This is a genomic window from Thioalkalivibrio sp. ALJ24 (genome assembly GCF_000377785.1).
Taxonomy (GTDB): domain Bacteria; phylum Pseudomonadota; class Gammaproteobacteria; order Ectothiorhodospirales; family Ectothiorhodospiraceae; genus Thioalkalivibrio.
In genome coordinates, this window is sequence record NZ_KB898735.1 from 16,089 (window position 1) to 30,931 (window position 14,843).

Below are 14,843 nucleotides of genomic sequence, written 5' to 3' on the forward strand. Positions count from 1 at the left end.
GTAACGCCCCACGGAGTGAAGGCATGAGCGACGGCGAGAACCGGGTCGAAGCGGTGATCGTGCAGCTGGAAGCGGGCTCCATCCTGCTGCCGCGCAGCGCCCTGCTGGAGGTGACCACGCGGCCGGGGACCGGGCAGATCCAGGATGACATGGCCGACGAGCTCCCCTGGCTGGCGCCCCCGCTGACCTGGAACGAGCTGCAGATCCCGGTGATCAACGTCAACCACCTGATCGACCCGGCGCGGGATGCCGGTGAAGACCATCGCCGTTTCACCCGCCTGCTGGTACTGCAGGGCGCTGACGATCCGGACAGCCTCCCGTACTACGCCCTGGAGGTTCGCGGTACGCCGCATCCGGTACGGATTACCCCGCAGAACATCTTCGCGCTGGAGGGGGTCGAGACGACCCCGTGGTCCTGGCGGGTCAAGGCCTCCGGTGTGACCACGCATCTTCTGCGCCTCGATACCATCGAGGCGCGTCTGCGCGAGCTGGTTCGCGAACTCCCCGCGGCGCGGGACCCTGCAGGATCCGCCTGATCAGGCATCGGACGGGCCGTGCCCGTCGAGATCACCCAGGGCCCACTGCACCAGTGTCAGCATCGCGATCGCTGCGGTTTCGGTCCTCAGCGTCCGCGGGCCCGTGCGCACCGGCTGCCACCCCTGTTGACGCGCCAGTTCCCGCTCCGCATCCGTGAGGCCCCCTTCGGGGCCGATCAGCACGCTCGCCGATTGCGGCCGCGCATCGGCGCCCGCCGAGGCCAGGATCTGCGACAGGGCCGCGCCCTGCTCGTCGGCCAACAGGGCCAGATGCCGCTCCGTCTTGCCCGGCGTGCTTCCCTCTGCGGCCAGGGCCTCGGCGGGTTCGGTCACCTGTTCAAGAACCGGTAGCTCGTTGCGCCCGCACTGTTCGGCGGCGGCCGCGATCACACCGAGCCAGTGCTCCTGTCGGCGCTCCAGCCCCTTGTGGCCGCCGGCCGAACGGCTGCGCTCGAACAGGATCGGGCGAATCCGGGTGACGCCCAGCTCGACCGCCTTTTGCAGTGCCAGATCCATATGGTCACCGCGGGCCACGCCCTGCAGGAGAGTGATCCCGAGGGCCGGTGTGGTGGCGTCGGCGGCGCGCTCCCCCAGATGAAAAACGCCCGCCCGGCGACCGGTGGTCTCCAGGCGGGCGTGGTATTCGTTGCCGCGACCGTCGAACACGCGGCACGCGGCGCCGTCCTTCAGCCGCAGGACCCGGGTCGCGTAGTGCAACCGATCCTCCGGGGCCGGCAGACGCTGCCCGGCGGCCAGATCGGCGTTTTCGATCAGCAGCCGCGGGCAACGCATTTCAGCGACGGTTGTTGAGGTCCAGGTCGTTCCAGATCTGCTCGGTCGGGCCGGCCTGGTTCATGGAGTAGAAATGGATGCCGGGGGCACCCTTCTCCAGCAGCTCGTCGGTCAGGCGGGTGGCGACCTCGATCCCGAATTTGCGGATGGAGTCCTTGTCGTCACCAAAGGCCTCCATACGCTTGCGGATGTAGCGCGGGATCTCGGCGCCGCACATCTCGGAGAAGCGCATGATCTGGGTGTAATTGGTGATCGGCATGATTCCCGGGATGATCGGGATGGTGATGCCCATCGCCTCGACCCGCTCCATGAACGCGACATAGGCGTCGACGTTGTAGAAGTACTGGGTGATCGCGGTGTTGGCACCCGCATCGACCTTGGTCTTGAAGTTCTCCAGGTCCTTCTCGGCGCTGGGGGCCTGCGGATGGAATTCCGGATAGGCCGCCACTTCCAGCTTGAACTGGTCGCCGAACTCGGCGCGCACGAATTCGACCAGCTCCGAGGCGTAGCGGAAATCACCGCCGGAATGCTTGGTGCCGGACGGCAGGTCGCCGCGCAGGGCCACGATGCGGTCCACGCCGATGTCGCGGTAGGTGCTCAGCAGGTCGCGCAGTTCGTCCTTCGTGGACGAGATGCAGGAGACGTGCGGCGCCGCCGGGATACCGTCGTTCTGGATGATGTCCTTGACCGTCTCGAGGGTACGGTCACGGGTCGAACCGCCGGCACCGAAGGTCACGGAGTAGAACTCCGGCTTCAGGGCGCCCAGACGTTTGCGGGCCTTGGCCAGGCGTTCGGCGCCGGCGTCGTCCTTGGGCGGGAAGAATTCAACGCTGAAGACGCGTTCCTGATTGCTCATTGCTTGTCCTCCAGACAAAAAGAAGGCGGACCGCACGAGTATGCGGCCCGCCCGGGCTGTCACACAGTCAGTTGACTAATGTGAGGCTGGCCGATCAGTAGCGGTAGTGTTCCGGCTTGAACGGACCATCCACCGACAGACCCAGGTACTTGGCCTGGTCGTCGGTCAGGCGCGTCAGGTTGGCGCCCAGCTTCTTCAGGTGCAGGTTCGCAACCTTTTCGTCCAGGTGCTTCGGCAGGATGTAGACGTTCTTGTCGTACTCCGAGCCCTTGTTCCAGAGCTCGATCTGCGCCAGCGTCTGGTTGGTGAACGAGTTGGACATCACGAAGGACGGGTGGCCCGTGCCGCAGCCCAGGTTCACCAGACGGCCTTCGGCCAGCATCAGGATGCGGTTGCCGTTCGGCAGGATGATGTGGTCAACCTGCGGCTTGATGTTGTCCCACTCGTACTTGCGCATCGAGGCGACGTCGATCTCGGAGTCGAAGTGGCCGATGTTGCAGACGATGGCCTGATCCTTCATCCGGGTCATGTGATCTTCGGTGATCACGTCCTTGTTGCCCGTGGCGGTGATGAAGATGTCGGCCTTGTCGGCGGCTTCGTCCATGGTCACGACGCGGAAGCCTTCCATCGCGGCCTGCAGGGCGCAGATCGGGTCGATCTCGGTGATCCACACGGTGGAGCCGAGGCCACGCAGCGACTGGGCGGCACCCTTGCCGACGTCACCGTAGCCGGCGACCACGGAGATCTTGCCCGCGATCATCACGTCGGTGGCGCGCTTGATGGAGTCCACGGTGGACTCGCGGCAGCCGTACAGGTTGTCGAACTTGGACTTGGTGACCGAGTCGTTGACGTTGATGGCGGGGAAGGCCAGCTCGCCGGTCTTCGCCATCTGGTACAGACGATGCACGCCGGTGGTGGTCTCTTCGGTCACGCCCTTGATCTTGGCGAGCTGCTCGGAGTACCAGTTCGGCTGCTTGGACAGGCGATCCTTGATGGCCGCGAACAGCGCGACTTCTTCTTCGTGCTCCGGGTTTTCCAGCACGGACGCGTCCTTCTCGGCGCGGGCACCCAGGTGCAGCAGCAGCGTGGCATCGCCACCGTCGTCCAGGATCATGTTGGCGCCGCCGTCGAATTCAAAGATGCGGTGGCAGTAGTCCCAGTACTCTTCCAGGGTTTCGCCCTTCACGGCGAAGACCGGCGTGCCGTTGTCGGCGATGGCCGCGGCAGCGTGGTCCTGGGTGGAGTAGATGTTGCAGGAGGCCCAGCGGACCTCGGCGCCCAGCGCTTCCAGGGTCTGGATCAGCACGGCGGTCTGGATGGTCATGTGCAGGGAGCCGGCAATCTTGGCGCCCTTCAGCGGCTGGGAGGCCGCGTATTCTTCGCGAGTCTGGATCAGACCGGGCATTTCGGTCTCGGCGATCGCGATTTCCTTGCGGCCGAACTCGGCCTGGTTGATGTCCTTGACGACGTAGTCGCCGGATTTCTTGGCATCCATCACAGCATTCATGGTGTTACTTCTCCGTTGGTCTGGATGAGCGCCGTGTACTTCAGGGGAACATCCGGCTGAGCCTGACGGTAAAACCGCTGCAGCGCTCCTCAGCCGGATGGGTGTTTCGCTTACAAAATATGGACTCTTAGAGTCCGGCGGCCTTCTTAAGTTCCTCGGCCTTGTCGGTACGCTCCCAGGGGAGGTCGACGTCTTCGCGGCCGAAGTGGCCATAGGCGGCGGTCGCCTTGTAGATCGGACGCAGCAGATCCATCATCTGGATCAGGCCCCACGGGCGCAGATCGAAGATGTCACGGACCAGCGTCTCGATGCGACGGTCGTCGATCTTGCCGGTGCCGAAGGTGTCGATGGTGATCGAGGTCGGGTCGGCCACGCCGATGGCGTAGGAGACCTGGATCTCGCACTTGTCGGCCAGACCGGCGGCGACGACGTTCTTGGCCACGTAGCGGCCGGCGTAGGCGGCGGAACGGTCCACCTTGGACGGGTCCTTGCCGGAGAACGCACCGCCACCGTGGCGGGCCATGCCACCGTAGGTGTCGACGATGATCTTGCGGCCGGTCAGGCCGGCGTCGCCCACCGGGCCACCGATCTCGAACTTGCCGGTCGGGTTGATGTGGATCTGGTCATTGGAGACCTGGCTCAGCCATTCGGCCGGCAGGACCTTCTTGAAGACCTCTTCATAGATGGCTTCCTGCAGGTCCTTCTGCGAGATCTCCGGGCTGTGCTGGGTGGACAGCACCACCGCGTCCAGGCCGGCCGGCTTGCCATCTTCATAGCGCAGGGAAACCTGGGACTTCGCGTCCGGGCGCAGCCACGGCAGCTTGCCGCTCTTCATCAGCTCGGACTGGATGCGCACCATCTTGTGGGCGTAGAAGATCGGGGCGGGCATCAGGGTATCGGTTTCGCGCGCGGCATAGCCGAACATCAGGCCCTGGTCACCGGCGCCCTGGGTGGCGCGGTCGGAGACGTCACGGTCCACGCCCATGGCGATGTCCTGGGACTGCTCGCCCAGCACGTTCAGCACGGCGCAGGTGTTGCCGTCGAAGCCCTTGTGGGAGTCGTCGTAACCGATCTCGCAGACGGTCTCGCGCACCAGGCGCTCGTAATCGATCTGCGCGCCGGTGGTGATCTCGCCCAGCAGCATCACCATGCCGGTCTTGGTGGCGGTTTCACACGCGATGCGGGCGTGCGGATCCTGCTCGATGATGGCGTCGACGATGGTATCGGAGACCAGGTCGGCCATCTTGTCGGGGTGACCCGCAGAGACCGATTCCGAGGTGAAGATGTAGTTGGACATTAAGCGTTCCTTTTCTGTCGTTTCGATTTAGTTTTGCGCAAAACGACCGCTAGTGTAACGCGACTCGCCGCGAATTTCTAAGCCCCCCCTGCCGCCCTCTGTCCGGCGGGCCCCCCACGGGTCCGGGCGGCCGGCCGTTGCGGCGCGCGGCGGCGCCACTTGCTCCGCTGGTTGAAAGTGGCCAAAATGCTCCGCCGTCACTGGGGTTGTGCGGCCGTGCCCGCCCGTTGCCCGGTCCGCCCGGCGCGCCTTCATGCCGCAGCGCCGCAGCCGCGAGACCGCTTCCCGCCCCGGCCAGAATCTTTCATCACTTGAGCAGGAGACCCGCATGCCCACCCGTAGAGAGCTTGCCAATGCCATCCGCGCCCTTTCGATGGACGCGGTCCAGAAGGCCAAATCCGGTCACCCGGGGGCCCCGATGGGGATGGCGGACATCGCCGAGGTGCTGTGGAACGACTACATGAAGCACAACCCGGCGAACCCGGACTGGGCCGACCGCGACCGTTTCGTGATGTCCAACGGCCACGGATCGATGCTGGTGTACTCGCTGCTGCACCTCACCGGCTATGACCTGCCGATGGACGAACTCAAGCAGTTCCGTCAGCTGCATTCGCAGACCCCGGGGCATCCCGAATACGGCTACACCGCCGGCGTCGAGACCACCACCGGGCCGCTGGGTCAGGGCGTGTCCAACGGCGTGGGCATGGCGCTGGCCGAGAAGGTCATGGCCTCCCATTTCAACCGCCCGGGTCACGAGATCGTCGATCACAACACCTATGTCTTCCTTGGCGACGGCTGCCTGATGGAGGGCGTCTCGCACGAGGCCTGCGCGCTGGCCGGTACCCTGGGCCTGGGCAAGCTGGTGGCGTTCTGGGATGACAACGGCATCTCCATCGACGGCGAGGTCGAGGGCTGGTTCACCGACGACACCCCGGGCCGCTTCGAGGCCTACGGCTGGCACGTGGTGCGCGATGTGGACGGCCATGACGCCGATGCCGTCAAGGCCGCCATCGAGCAGGCGCGCAAGGAAACCGGCAAGCCGACCCTGATCTGCTGCCGCACCGTGATCGGCTTTGGTTCGCCGAACAAGTCCGGCAAGGAAGAGTGCCACGGCGCCGCCCTGGGCGATGACGAAGTCGCGCTGACCCGCAAGGAGCTGGGCTGGGAGCACGCCCCGTTCGAGATCCCGGACGACATCTACGCCGGCTGGGATGCGAAGGACAAGGGCGCGAAGGCCGAGGCCGAGTGGAAGGAGCGCTTCGAGGCGTATCGCAAGGACCACCCCGAGCTGGCGGCGGAGTTCGAGCGTCGCATGGCCGGCGATCTGCCCGCCGACTGGAGCGAGAAGGCCACCGCCTTCATCAAGGAGACCGTGGAAAAGGCCGAGAAGGTTGCCTCGCGCAAGGCCTCGCAGAACACCATCGGCGGCTACGCCCCGGCGCTGCCGGAACTGCTGGGTGGCTCCGCCGACCTGGCGGGCTCCAATCTGACGATGTACGTCGGCTCGAAGGGTGTCAGCAAGGATGACGCCGCCGGCAACTACGTGTACTACGGCGTGCGCGAGTTCGGCATGGCCGCGATCATGAACGGCATCGCGCTGCACGGCGGGTTTATCCCGTACGGCGGCACCTTCCTGATCTTCTCCGACTACGCCCGTAACGGCATCCGCATGTCCGCGCTGATGAAGCAGCGGGTGATGTACGTGCTGACGCACGATTCCATCGGCCTCGGAGAAGACGGTCCGACCCACCAGCCGGTCGAGCAGACCCCGAGCCTGCGCCTGATCCCGAACCTCAACGTCTGGCGCCCCTGCGACGCGGTCGAGACCGCCGTGGCCTGGAAGGCCGGCATCGAGCGCACCGATGGCCCGTCCGCGTTCATCCTGTCACGCCAGGGCCTGCCGCACATGGAGCGCGACGGCGAGCAGCTCGCCAACATTGCCCGCGGCGGCTATGTGCTGAAGGACTGCGACGGCACCCCGGATCTGATCTTCATCGCCACCGGCTCCGAGGTCGAGCTGGCGGTGCAGGCAGCCGAGGCGCTGGCCGGCGAAGGCAAGAAGGCGCGCGTCGTCTCCATGCCCTGTGTCGAGCTGTTCGAACAGCAGGATCCGGCTTATCAGGAGTCCGTGCTGCCGTCCGCCGTGCGCAAGCGTGTGGCCGTCGAGGCGGGTGCCACCGCGGGCTGGTACAAGTTCACCGGCATGGACGGCGCCGTATTCGGCATGGACCGCTTCGGCGAGTCCGCCCCCGGCGGCGCGCTGTTCGACTACTTCGGCTTCAAGCCGGAGAACGTCGCGCAGGTCGCCCGTGACGTGCTGAACGGCTGAACGCCACCGAATTCCCAAAAAAGCTGAAAGAGGAGACTCCCATGGCTATCAAGGTTGGTATCAACGGCTTCGGCCGCATCGGCCGCATGGCGTTCCGCGCCATCGCTCAGGACTTCCCCGGTCTGCAGGTGGTCGGCATCAACGACCTGCTGGATCCGGAATACCTGGCCTACATGCTGCGCTACGATTCGGTCCACGGCCGTTTCGAAGGCGACATCAGCGTCGAGGGCAACGACCTGGTGGTGAACGGCAACCGCATCCGCCTGACCGCGGAGAAGGACCCGGCGGCCCTGAAGTGGGGCGACATCGGTGCCGACGTGGTGATCGAGTCCACCGGTCTGTTCCTGACCGCCGAGACCGCGCAGAAACACCTGGATGCCGGTGCCAAGAAGGTCGTGATGTCCGCCCCGTCCAAGGACGACACCCCGATGTTCGTGTACGGCGTGAACCACGGCGACTACAGCGGCCAGAACATGGTCTCCGCCGCCTCCTGCACCACCAACGCCCTGGCGCCGGTGGCCAAGGTCCTGCACGACAACTGGGGCATCAAGCGCGGCCTGATGACCACCGTGCACGCCGCTACCGCCACGCAGAAGACCGTCGACGGTCCGTCCATGAAGGACTGGCGCGGTGGCCGCGGCATCCTGGAGAACATCATCCCGTCCTCCACCGGGGCCGCCAAGGCCGTGGGCAAGGTGCTGCCGGAACTCAACGGCAAGCTGACCGGCATGGCCTTCCGTGTGCCGACCTCCGACGTCTCGGTGGTCGACCTGACCGCCGAACTCAACGGCGAGGCCGACTACAAGGCCGTGTGCGAGGCCATGAAGAAGGCCTCCGAGGGCGAGCTCAAGGGCGTGCTGGGTTACACCGAGGATCTGGTGGTCTCCACCGACTTCCGCGGCTACACCGCCCCGTCGGTGTTCGATGCCGGCGCCGGCATCCAGCTGGACCCGACCTTCGTGAAGGTCGTCGCCTGGTACGACAACGAGTACGGCTACACCTGCAACATGCTGCGCATGGTGCAGCACGTCGCCGGCTGATAGCCGCGGCTTTCGGCCACCCGGGCGGTCCGCCGTTCCGCGGTGGCCGAACTGCCAGAGGCTTGGGCGCAGCCCCCCCCCCCCGCGCGGGGGCTGCACCGAAGGCTCTTTAACCGTTCCAACCTTATTGTTCCGCGAGGTATCCCATGTCCGTCACCAAGATGACCGATCTCGACCTGCAGGGTCGCCGCGTGCTCGTGCGCCAGGACCTGAACGTCCCCGTCAAGGACGGCAAGGTCACGTCCGACGCGCGCATCCGCGCGAGTCTCGAGACCGTGCAGAAGGCCCTTGAGGGCGGCGCCGGCGTGATGCTGATGTCGCATCTGGGCCGGCCCACCGAGGGCGAGTTCTCCGAGGAGGATTCGCTGGCCCCGGTCGCCGAGCACATGGGGCAGCTGCTCGGTCGCGAGGTGCGTCTGGTGCGCGACTATCTCGACGGCGTGGAGATCCAGCCCGGTGAAGTGGTGATGCTGGAGAACGTCCGCTTCAACCAGGGCGAAAAGAAGGACGACGAGGCGCTGGCGAAGAAGTACGCCGCGCTGTGCGACATCTATGTGATGGACGCCTTCGGCACCGCCCACCGCGCCCAGGCCTCCACGCATGGCGCCGGCAAGTTCGCGCCGCAGGCCTGCGCCGGTCCGCTGCTGGCGCGTGAACTGGAGGCCCTGAGCAAGGCGCTCGACAACCCGAAGCGCCCGCTGGTGGCGATCGTCGGCGGCTCCAAGGTCTCGACCAAGCTGACCGTGCTGGAGTCGCTGTCCAAGGTCGTCGACCAGCTGATCGTGGGTGGCGGCATCGCCAACACCTTCATCGCTGCTCAGGGCCATGACGTCGGCAAGTCGCTGTACGAGGCCGATCTGGTCGACGAGTCGAAGCGGCTGATGGAAGCCGCGCGTGCCAAGGGCGGGGAGATCCCGGTGCCTTCCGACGTGACCGTGGGCAAGGAGTTCTCCGACAGCACGCCGGCGGAAACTAAGTCGGTGGATGCCATCGGCGCCGACGACATGATCTTCGACGTGGGCCCCGACACCGCTTCCACCTACGCCGAGGCCCTGCGCAATGCCGGCACCATCGTCTGGAACGGCCCGGTGGGCGTGTTCGAGTTCGACCAGTTCGCCGCGGGCACCCGCGCGCTGGGCGAGGCCATCGCCGAGAGCGATGCGTTCTCCATCGCCGGCGGTGGCGATACCCTGGCCGCGATCGACAAGTACGACCTCGCCGATCGCATCAGCTACATCTCCACCGGCGGCGGCGCCTTCCTCGAGTTCCTCGAAGGCAAGACCCTGCCGGCCGTGGCCATGCTCGAGGAGCGGGCGAAGGGCTGAACGCCTTGTCCGCCCCGACACCCACCACCGGAGAACCCCGCGTGAGACGTACCAAGATCGTAGCCACCCTGGGCCCGGCGACCGACACCGACGAGGCCCTGGATGCCATCATCCAGGCCGGCGTCGATGTTGTGCGCGTCAACTTCTCGCACGGGGACCCGGATGACCATCGCGACCGCGTCCGCCGTCTGCGGGCGGCCGCCGAACGCGCAAACCGCGTGGTCGGCGTCCTCGGGGACCTGCAGGGCCCAAAGATCCGGATCGAGCGGTTCGCCGCCGGGAAGGTGTACCTGGAAGAGGGGGCACCCTTCGCGCTGGACGCCGAGCTGGATCGCGATGCCGGCGACGAGACTCAGGTCGGCCTGACCTATACCGACCTGCCGAAGGACGTGCGCCCGGACGACATCCTGCTCCTGGATGACGGGCGGATCGTGCTCAAGGTCACCGCGGTCGCGGCCAGCCGGGTCGAGACCGAAGTGGTGGTGGGTGGCGAGCTGTCCAATAACAAGGGCATCAATCGTCAGGGCGGCGGGCTTTCGGCCCCGGCGATCACCGACAAGGACCGCGAGGATATCCGTCTGGCCGCCGAGCTGGAGGTGGACTACCTCGCGGTGTCGTTCCCCCGCTCGGCGCAGGACATCCATCTCGCGCGCAGCCTGCTGCAGGAGGCCGGCTGGGAGGCCGGGATCTGCGCCAAGATCGAGCGCTCCGAAGCGCTGGACGTGATCGACGAGATCATCTCGGCGACCGAGGTGATCATGATCGCGCGCGGGGACCTGGGCGTGGAGATCGGCGATGCCGAGCTGCCGGGCGTGCAGAAGACCCTGATCTCGCGGGCCCGGGCCCTCAACCGCCTGGTCATCACCGCGACCCAGATGATGGAGACGATGATCCAGAACCCGATCCCCACGCGGGCGGAGGTCTTCGACGTCGCCAACGCGGTGCTGGACGGCACCGATGCCGTGATGCTGTCGGGCGAGACCGCCACCGGTCGTTTCCCCGGCCGGGTCGTCTCCAGCATGGACCGCATCTGCGAGGCCGCCGAACGTCAGCGCGCGGCGCGTCAGTCCGACCACCGCATGGACTCGACCTTCGGCCGGGTGGACGAGGCAATCGCGATGGCGACCATGTACACCGCCAACCATCTGGACGTCCAGGCCATCGCCGCGATGACCGAATCCGGGGCGACCGCCCTGTGGATGTCCCGGATCAGCTCGGGCATCCCGATCTACGCGCTGACCCGCCGCATGGACACCAGCCGGCGCATGACCCTGTACCGCGGTGTCTACCCGGTGCGGGTGGCCGCGCTGCCGGAGAGCCACGAGAGCCTCAACCGCGAAGCGGTCAACTTGCTCCAGGCCGAGGGGGTCGTGCAGGATGGCCAGCTGGTTATCATCACCAAGGGCGACCTGCATGGCACCCATGGCGGTACCAACGCAATGAAGATCGTCCGGGTCGGCGAGGTCGTCTGAGACGGCCGCCACCCGGGCGTGGAGTTCCCAACCTGAAGTGCGAATCCCGTAAGGAGGACCCATGGCACTGATCTCCCTTCGCCAGCTGCTGGACCATGCCGCCGAGCACGGCTACGGCATGCCGGCCTACAACGCCAACAACATGGAACAGATCCATTCGATCATGGAGGCCGCGAAGGAAGTGGACTCCCCCGTGATCATTCAGGCGTCCGCCGGTGCGCGCAAGTACGCCGGTGAGCCCTTCCTGCGCCGCATGATCGAAGCGGCGGTCGAGCAGTATCCGGACATCCCGATCGCGCTGCACCAGGACCACGGCGCCGAGCCGGCGGTGTGCCTGCGTTCCATCCAGTCGGGCTTCACCTCGGTGATGATGGACGGCTCCCTGATGCCCGACATGAAGACCCCGGCGACCTACGACTACAACGTCGACGTGACCGCCAAGGTCTCCGAGATGGCTCACTCGTGCGGTGTGTCGGTGGAAGGCGAGCTGGGTTGCCTGGGCTCCCTGGAAACCGGTCAGGCCGGTGAGGAAGACGGCTCCGGTGCGGAAGGCACGCTGTCCCACGACCAGCTGCTGACCGACCCGGACGAGGCCGCCGACTTCGTCAAGAAGACCAAGTGCGACGCCCTGGCCATCGCCATCGGCACCTCGCACGGCGCCTACAAGTTCACCCGTCCGCCGACCGGTGACATCCTGGCCATCGAGCGGGTCAAGGAGATTCATGCGCGCATCCCCGACACCCACCTGGTGATGCACGGTTCCTCCTCGGTCCCGGAAGAATGGCTGAAGATCATCAACCAGTACGGCGGTGACATGGGCGAGACCTACGGCGTGCCGGTCAAGGAGATCCAGGAAGGCATCAAGCACGGCGTGCGCAAGGTCAACATCGATACCGACCTGCGCATGGCCTCCACCGGCGCGGTGCGCAAGTTCCTGGCCGAGAACCCGAAGGAATTCGACCCGCGCAAGTTCCTGAAGGCCTCGACCGCCGGCATGAAGGACGTGTGCAAGCAGCGTTACGAAGCCTTCGGCTGCGCCGGCATGGCGTCCAAGATCAAGCCGATGTCGCTGGACGACATGGTCGCTCGCTACAACAGCGGCGAGCTGGACCCCAAGGTCAACTGATCTTGTAAAGCGCGCAGGGATGCACGGAAAAGGGGGCTGCGGCCCCCTTTTTTTGTGCCATCATGTGGGGGCTTATGTCCCGAACCAGGCAGCTCCACGGAGGCCCCCATGCGCCCGTTTGTCGTCATTCTCCTCGCCCTTGCCCTGGTCCTCTCCCTGATGGCCCCGGCCAGCGCGAATCCGTTCACCCGCGACGTGGACCCGCAGGACATCGTCGACCGGGCCAAGGACACGCTCACCCGCATGGCCGCCCATCCGGACTACCCGGCGCTGCGCAACGATCTGCAGCGTGCACATGCGGTGGTGATCTTTCCGCGTGTCGTGCGCGGTGGTTTCTTTATCGGCGGCTCCGGCGGTCTGGGGGTGGGGCTGGTCTGGGACGAGGACGAAGGCGATTACAGTCCCGTGGGCTTCTACTCCCTGGGCTCGGTCAGCTTCGGCGTGCAGGTCGGCGGGGATGCCGCCGAGGTGGTGATGGTCGCGCGCCGGCCCGACGCTCGCGATTCGCTGTTCGCCTCGTCCATGCGTCTGGGCGGGGACGCGGAGGTGGCCGCCGGTCCGGTAGGGGCGGGGCGCGGCGCGTCGGCCAATGTCGATTTCGTCTCCTACGCCCGCACCCGCGGGGCCTATCTCGGCATGAGCTTCGATGGCTCGCGCCTGACCGTGCGCGACGATTTCAACGAGGCCTACTACCGCGAGGAGCTGCGCCCGGTGCACATCCTTGAACAACGTCGCGTGGATAATCCCGGGACCCGCGCACTGCGCGAGGCGTTGCTGGAACTGCGTCAGGACGCCGACGAGGACGAGCGTCCGGATGCCGGGGATGCACCGGAAGAGGGTGGCGGGGTGATGCCCGACCCGATGGAGGTGGAGACCCTCTGACCGGCCGCTTCGGGGTCGACGCCCTCGGGAAGCTCGACCACCGGGGTGTCCAGCCGAGCCCTCAGGGCCGAGGCGTTGTCCAGGCGCGGGTCGGTGTTGGCCCGGCGCCGGTTGAGTACCAGCCCGGCCAGCGTCAGGCCCCGATGCAGCAGGGCCTCCACGGTCAGCAGGCAGGCATTGAGTGTGCCCAGCCGGTCTTCGGCCACCAGCAGCACCGGCAGGCCCAGTGCCTCGGCCAGATCCGCATTCAGGGCATCTTCCGCCAGCGGCGAATAGAACCCCCCGGCCCCCTCCACCAGCAGTGGGCCGCGGGCGTGGCCCCGTTGCGCCTCGCAGGCTTCGAGCAGTTGCGCCAGGTACAGGGGCTGACCGGCGTTGCGGGCCGCCTGGTCCGGTGCCAGGGCATCGGCAAAGCGCCACGGGGTGACGCGGGCCGTTGCATCCACCGGCAGTCCCGCGGCGGCGGTCAGGGTCTCGCCGTCGGCCGCGCGCAGGCCCTGCGGGCCCGCCTCGCAGCCCGACTCCACCGGCTTGCAGGGCATCGGCTCAACGCCCTGGCCGCGCCAGGCCCGCAGCAGCGCGCAGCCGACAAAGGTCTTGCCGACCCCGGTGTCGGTACCGGTGACGAACAGACCGGATGCCGGTATCTTTCCCGCGTTCATGCGCCGCTGGCGGCCCCGGTGAGACGCTCGAGGGCCTCGCGATAGCGCGCCGCAGTCTGCTCCACGACCTCGGCGGGCAGGTCCGGCCCGGGGGGCGTCTTGTCCCAGTCCAGGGTCTCCAGATAGTCGCGCACGTACTGTTTGTCGAACGACGCCGGGCTGCTTCCCGGGGCATATTCGTCGGCCGGCCAGAAACGCGAGGAATCCGGGGTCAGGACCTCGTCGATCAGATGCAGCCGTCCCTCGCCGTCCAGGCCGAATTCGAACTTGGTGTCGGCGATGATGATCCCGCGCGTCGCCGCGTGTTCGCGTGCCAGCGAGTAGATGGCGATGCTGGCGTCGCGCACCTCGCGCGCGCGGGCCTCGCCGATGGCCGCCGCGACATGATCGAAGTCGACGTTCTCGTCGTGATCCCCGACGGCCGCCTTGGTACTGGGGGTGAACAGCGGCTCGGGCAGCGCTCCGGCCAGCTCCAGGCCGTCGGGTAGCGGGATTCCGCAGACCGTGCCGCTGGCCTGGTAATCCTTCCAGCCCGAGCCGATCAGGTAGCCCCTTACCACGGCCTCCACCGGCAGTGCGTCGAGCCGGCGCACCACCAGGCTGCGCCCCTCCAGCGGGGCCCGCGCCGGCGCGTCCGGCACCACGTCGGCCAGCGGGATGTCGGTCAGCTGGTTGGGGATGCCGAGTTCGCGCTCGATCCGACGCATCCAGTACAGGGTGATGGCGGTGAGAACGCGGCCCTTGTCCGGTACCGGGGTGGGCAGGATCACGTCGAACGCCGACAGGCGGTCGGTGGTCACCATCAGCCAGTGATCGTCATCCACCCGGTAGAGGTCGCGCACCTTGCCGCGGTGCACGCATTCCAGTCCCGGGACGTCGCTTTCGAGGAGGGTATCGTTCATCCGCGTATTGTAGCGGCTGTGGCGGTACAGGGAACGCGTGGCCGAATGCTGCCGGCCGGGCCCCGGCCGGGCCGCCGGCCGGCTTGTCGCCGCGGGGCGCTCCGGCTATGGTTGCGC

At 66.8% G+C, this 14,843-nt stretch carries 13 protein-coding genes and 1 riboswitch; of the genes, 7 read left to right on the top strand and 6 right to left on the bottom strand.

Going from position 1 to position 14,843, the window contains the following annotated elements; translation table 11 throughout:
* The first annotated feature begins 23 nt into the window (after window positions 1-23).
* Window positions 24-536 carry a hypothetical protein gene (locus D571_RS0112980; protein WP_018937125.1) on the top strand — a complete coding sequence of 171 codons (513 nt, stop codon included), beginning with the start codon at window positions 24-26 and terminating at the stop codon, window positions 534-536.
* Here D571_RS0112980 and D571_RS0112985 read toward each other — a convergent pair whose 3' ends face one another.
* The 4 genes from D571_RS0112985 to metK all read right to left on the bottom strand — a co-directional run bounded on the left by D571_RS0112985 (window position 537) and on the right by metK (window position 4,988).
* Window positions 537-1,328, bottom strand: coding sequence for a 16S rRNA (uracil(1498)-N(3))-methyltransferase (locus tag D571_RS0112985; RefSeq protein WP_018937126.1), 792 nt, complete (start codon window positions 1,326-1,328; stop codon window positions 537-539).
* Window position 1,329: 1 nt separating this feature from the next.
* The gene (gene metF, locus D571_RS0112990) at window positions 1,330-2,184 is read right to left on the bottom strand and encodes a methylenetetrahydrofolate reductase [NAD(P)H] (protein WP_018937127.1); all 855 of its coding nucleotides are present in this window, start codon (window positions 2,182-2,184) and stop codon (window positions 1,330-1,332) included.
* A gap of 94 nt (window positions 2,185-2,278) precedes the next feature.
* Complete coding sequence (gene ahcY / locus D571_RS0112995) at window positions 2,279-3,691, bottom strand: adenosylhomocysteinase (protein ID WP_018937128.1); 1,413 nt, start codon at window positions 3,689-3,691, stop codon at window positions 2,279-2,281.
* Between the two features lie 19 nt (window positions 3,692-3,710).
* Window positions 3,711-3,788: riboswitch (S-adenosyl-L-homocysteine riboswitch) on the bottom strand.
* 30 nt (window positions 3,789-3,818) lie between these two features.
* Window positions 3,819-4,988, bottom strand: a complete 1,170-nt coding sequence (gene metK, locus D571_RS0113000; protein ID WP_018937129.1) for a methionine adenosyltransferase — start codon at window positions 4,986-4,988, stop codon at window positions 3,819-3,821.
* 328 nt (window positions 4,989-5,316) lie between these two features.
* Here metK and tkt point away from each other — a divergent pair, with 328 nt between their 5' ends.
* The 6 genes from tkt (at window position 5,317) to D571_RS0113030 (ending at window position 13,162) form a co-directional block, all read left to right on the top strand.
* Window positions 5,317-7,317: a transketolase gene (tkt, locus tag D571_RS0113005; protein ID WP_018937130.1), complete on the top strand. Its 2,001-nt coding sequence runs from the start codon at window positions 5,317-5,319 to the stop codon at window positions 7,315-7,317.
* 41 nt (window positions 7,318-7,358) lie between these two features.
* On the top strand, window positions 7,359-8,357 hold the full coding sequence (gap, locus tag D571_RS0113010; RefSeq protein ID WP_018937131.1) for a type I glyceraldehyde-3-phosphate dehydrogenase: 999 nt from the start codon (window positions 7,359-7,361) through the stop codon (window positions 8,355-8,357).
* Between the two features lie 146 nt (window positions 8,358-8,503).
* Complete coding sequence (locus tag D571_RS0113015; RefSeq protein WP_018937132.1) at window positions 8,504-9,682, top strand: phosphoglycerate kinase; 1,179 nt, start codon at window positions 8,504-8,506, stop codon at window positions 9,680-9,682.
* 41 nt (window positions 9,683-9,723) lie between these two features.
* The gene (gene pyk, locus D571_RS0113020) at window positions 9,724-11,154 is read left to right on the top strand and encodes a pyruvate kinase (RefSeq protein WP_018937133.1); all 1,431 of its coding nucleotides are present in this window, start codon (window positions 9,724-9,726) and stop codon (window positions 11,152-11,154) included.
* A gap of 61 nt (window positions 11,155-11,215) precedes the next feature.
* The gene (gene fba, locus D571_RS0113025) at window positions 11,216-12,280 is read left to right on the top strand and encodes a class II fructose-bisphosphate aldolase (RefSeq protein ID WP_018937134.1); all 1,065 of its coding nucleotides are present in this window, start codon (window positions 11,216-11,218) and stop codon (window positions 12,278-12,280) included.
* Window positions 12,281-12,388: 108 nt separating this feature from the next.
* Window positions 12,389-13,162 (top strand): lipid-binding SYLF domain-containing protein, encoded by a 774-nt coding sequence (locus D571_RS0113030; protein ID WP_018937135.1) that lies wholly within the window; start codon window positions 12,389-12,391, stop codon window positions 13,160-13,162.
* Here D571_RS0113030 and bioD read toward each other — a convergent pair.
* Complete coding sequence (bioD, locus tag D571_RS0113035; protein ID WP_018937136.1) at window positions 13,066-13,824, bottom strand: dethiobiotin synthase; 759 nt, start codon at window positions 13,822-13,824, stop codon at window positions 13,066-13,068. The two genes, D571_RS0113030 and bioD, sit on opposite strands and share 97 nt — an antisense overlap.
* On the bottom strand, window positions 13,821-14,726 hold the full coding sequence (locus D571_RS0113040; RefSeq protein ID WP_018937137.1) for a phosphoribosylaminoimidazolesuccinocarboxamide synthase: 906 nt from the start codon (window positions 14,724-14,726) through the stop codon (window positions 13,821-13,823). Before D571_RS0113040 ends, bioD begins: the two co-directional genes overlap by 4 nt.
* Between the last annotated feature and the right edge of the window lie 117 nt (window positions 14,727-14,843).

Coding starts and splice junctions, on each gene's coding strand:
- D571_RS0112980 (WP_018937125.1), top strand. CDS start 24: ATGAGCGACGGCGAGAACCGGGTCGAAGCGGTGATCGTGCAGCTGGAA.
- D571_RS0112985 (WP_018937126.1), bottom strand. CDS start 1,328: ATGCGTTGCCCGCGGCTGCTGATCGAAAACGCCGATCTGGCCGCCGGG.
- metF (WP_018937127.1), bottom strand. CDS start 2,184: ATGAGCAATCAGGAACGCGTCTTCAGCGTTGAATTCTTCCCGCCCAAG.
- ahcY (WP_018937128.1), bottom strand. CDS start 3,691: ATGAATGCTGTGATGGATGCCAAGAAATCCGGCGACTACGTCGTCAAG.
- metK (WP_018937129.1), bottom strand. CDS start 4,988: ATGTCCAACTACATCTTCACCTCGGAATCGGTCTCTGCGGGTCACCCC.
- tkt (WP_018937130.1), top strand. CDS start 5,317: ATGCCCACCCGTAGAGAGCTTGCCAATGCCATCCGCGCCCTTTCGATG.
- gap (WP_018937131.1), top strand. CDS start 7,359: ATGGCTATCAAGGTTGGTATCAACGGCTTCGGCCGCATCGGCCGCATG.
- D571_RS0113015 (WP_018937132.1), top strand. CDS start 8,504: ATGTCCGTCACCAAGATGACCGATCTCGACCTGCAGGGTCGCCGCGTG.
- fba (WP_018937134.1), top strand. CDS start 11,216: ATGGCACTGATCTCCCTTCGCCAGCTGCTGGACCATGCCGCCGAGCAC.
- D571_RS0113030 (WP_018937135.1), top strand. CDS start 12,389: ATGCGCCCGTTTGTCGTCATTCTCCTCGCCCTTGCCCTGGTCCTCTCC.
- bioD (WP_018937136.1), bottom strand. CDS start 13,824: ATGAACGCGGGAAAGATACCGGCATCCGGTCTGTTCGTCACCGGTACC.
- D571_RS0113040 (WP_018937137.1), bottom strand. CDS start 14,726: ATGAACGATACCCTCCTCGAAAGCGACGTCCCGGGACTGGAATGCGTG.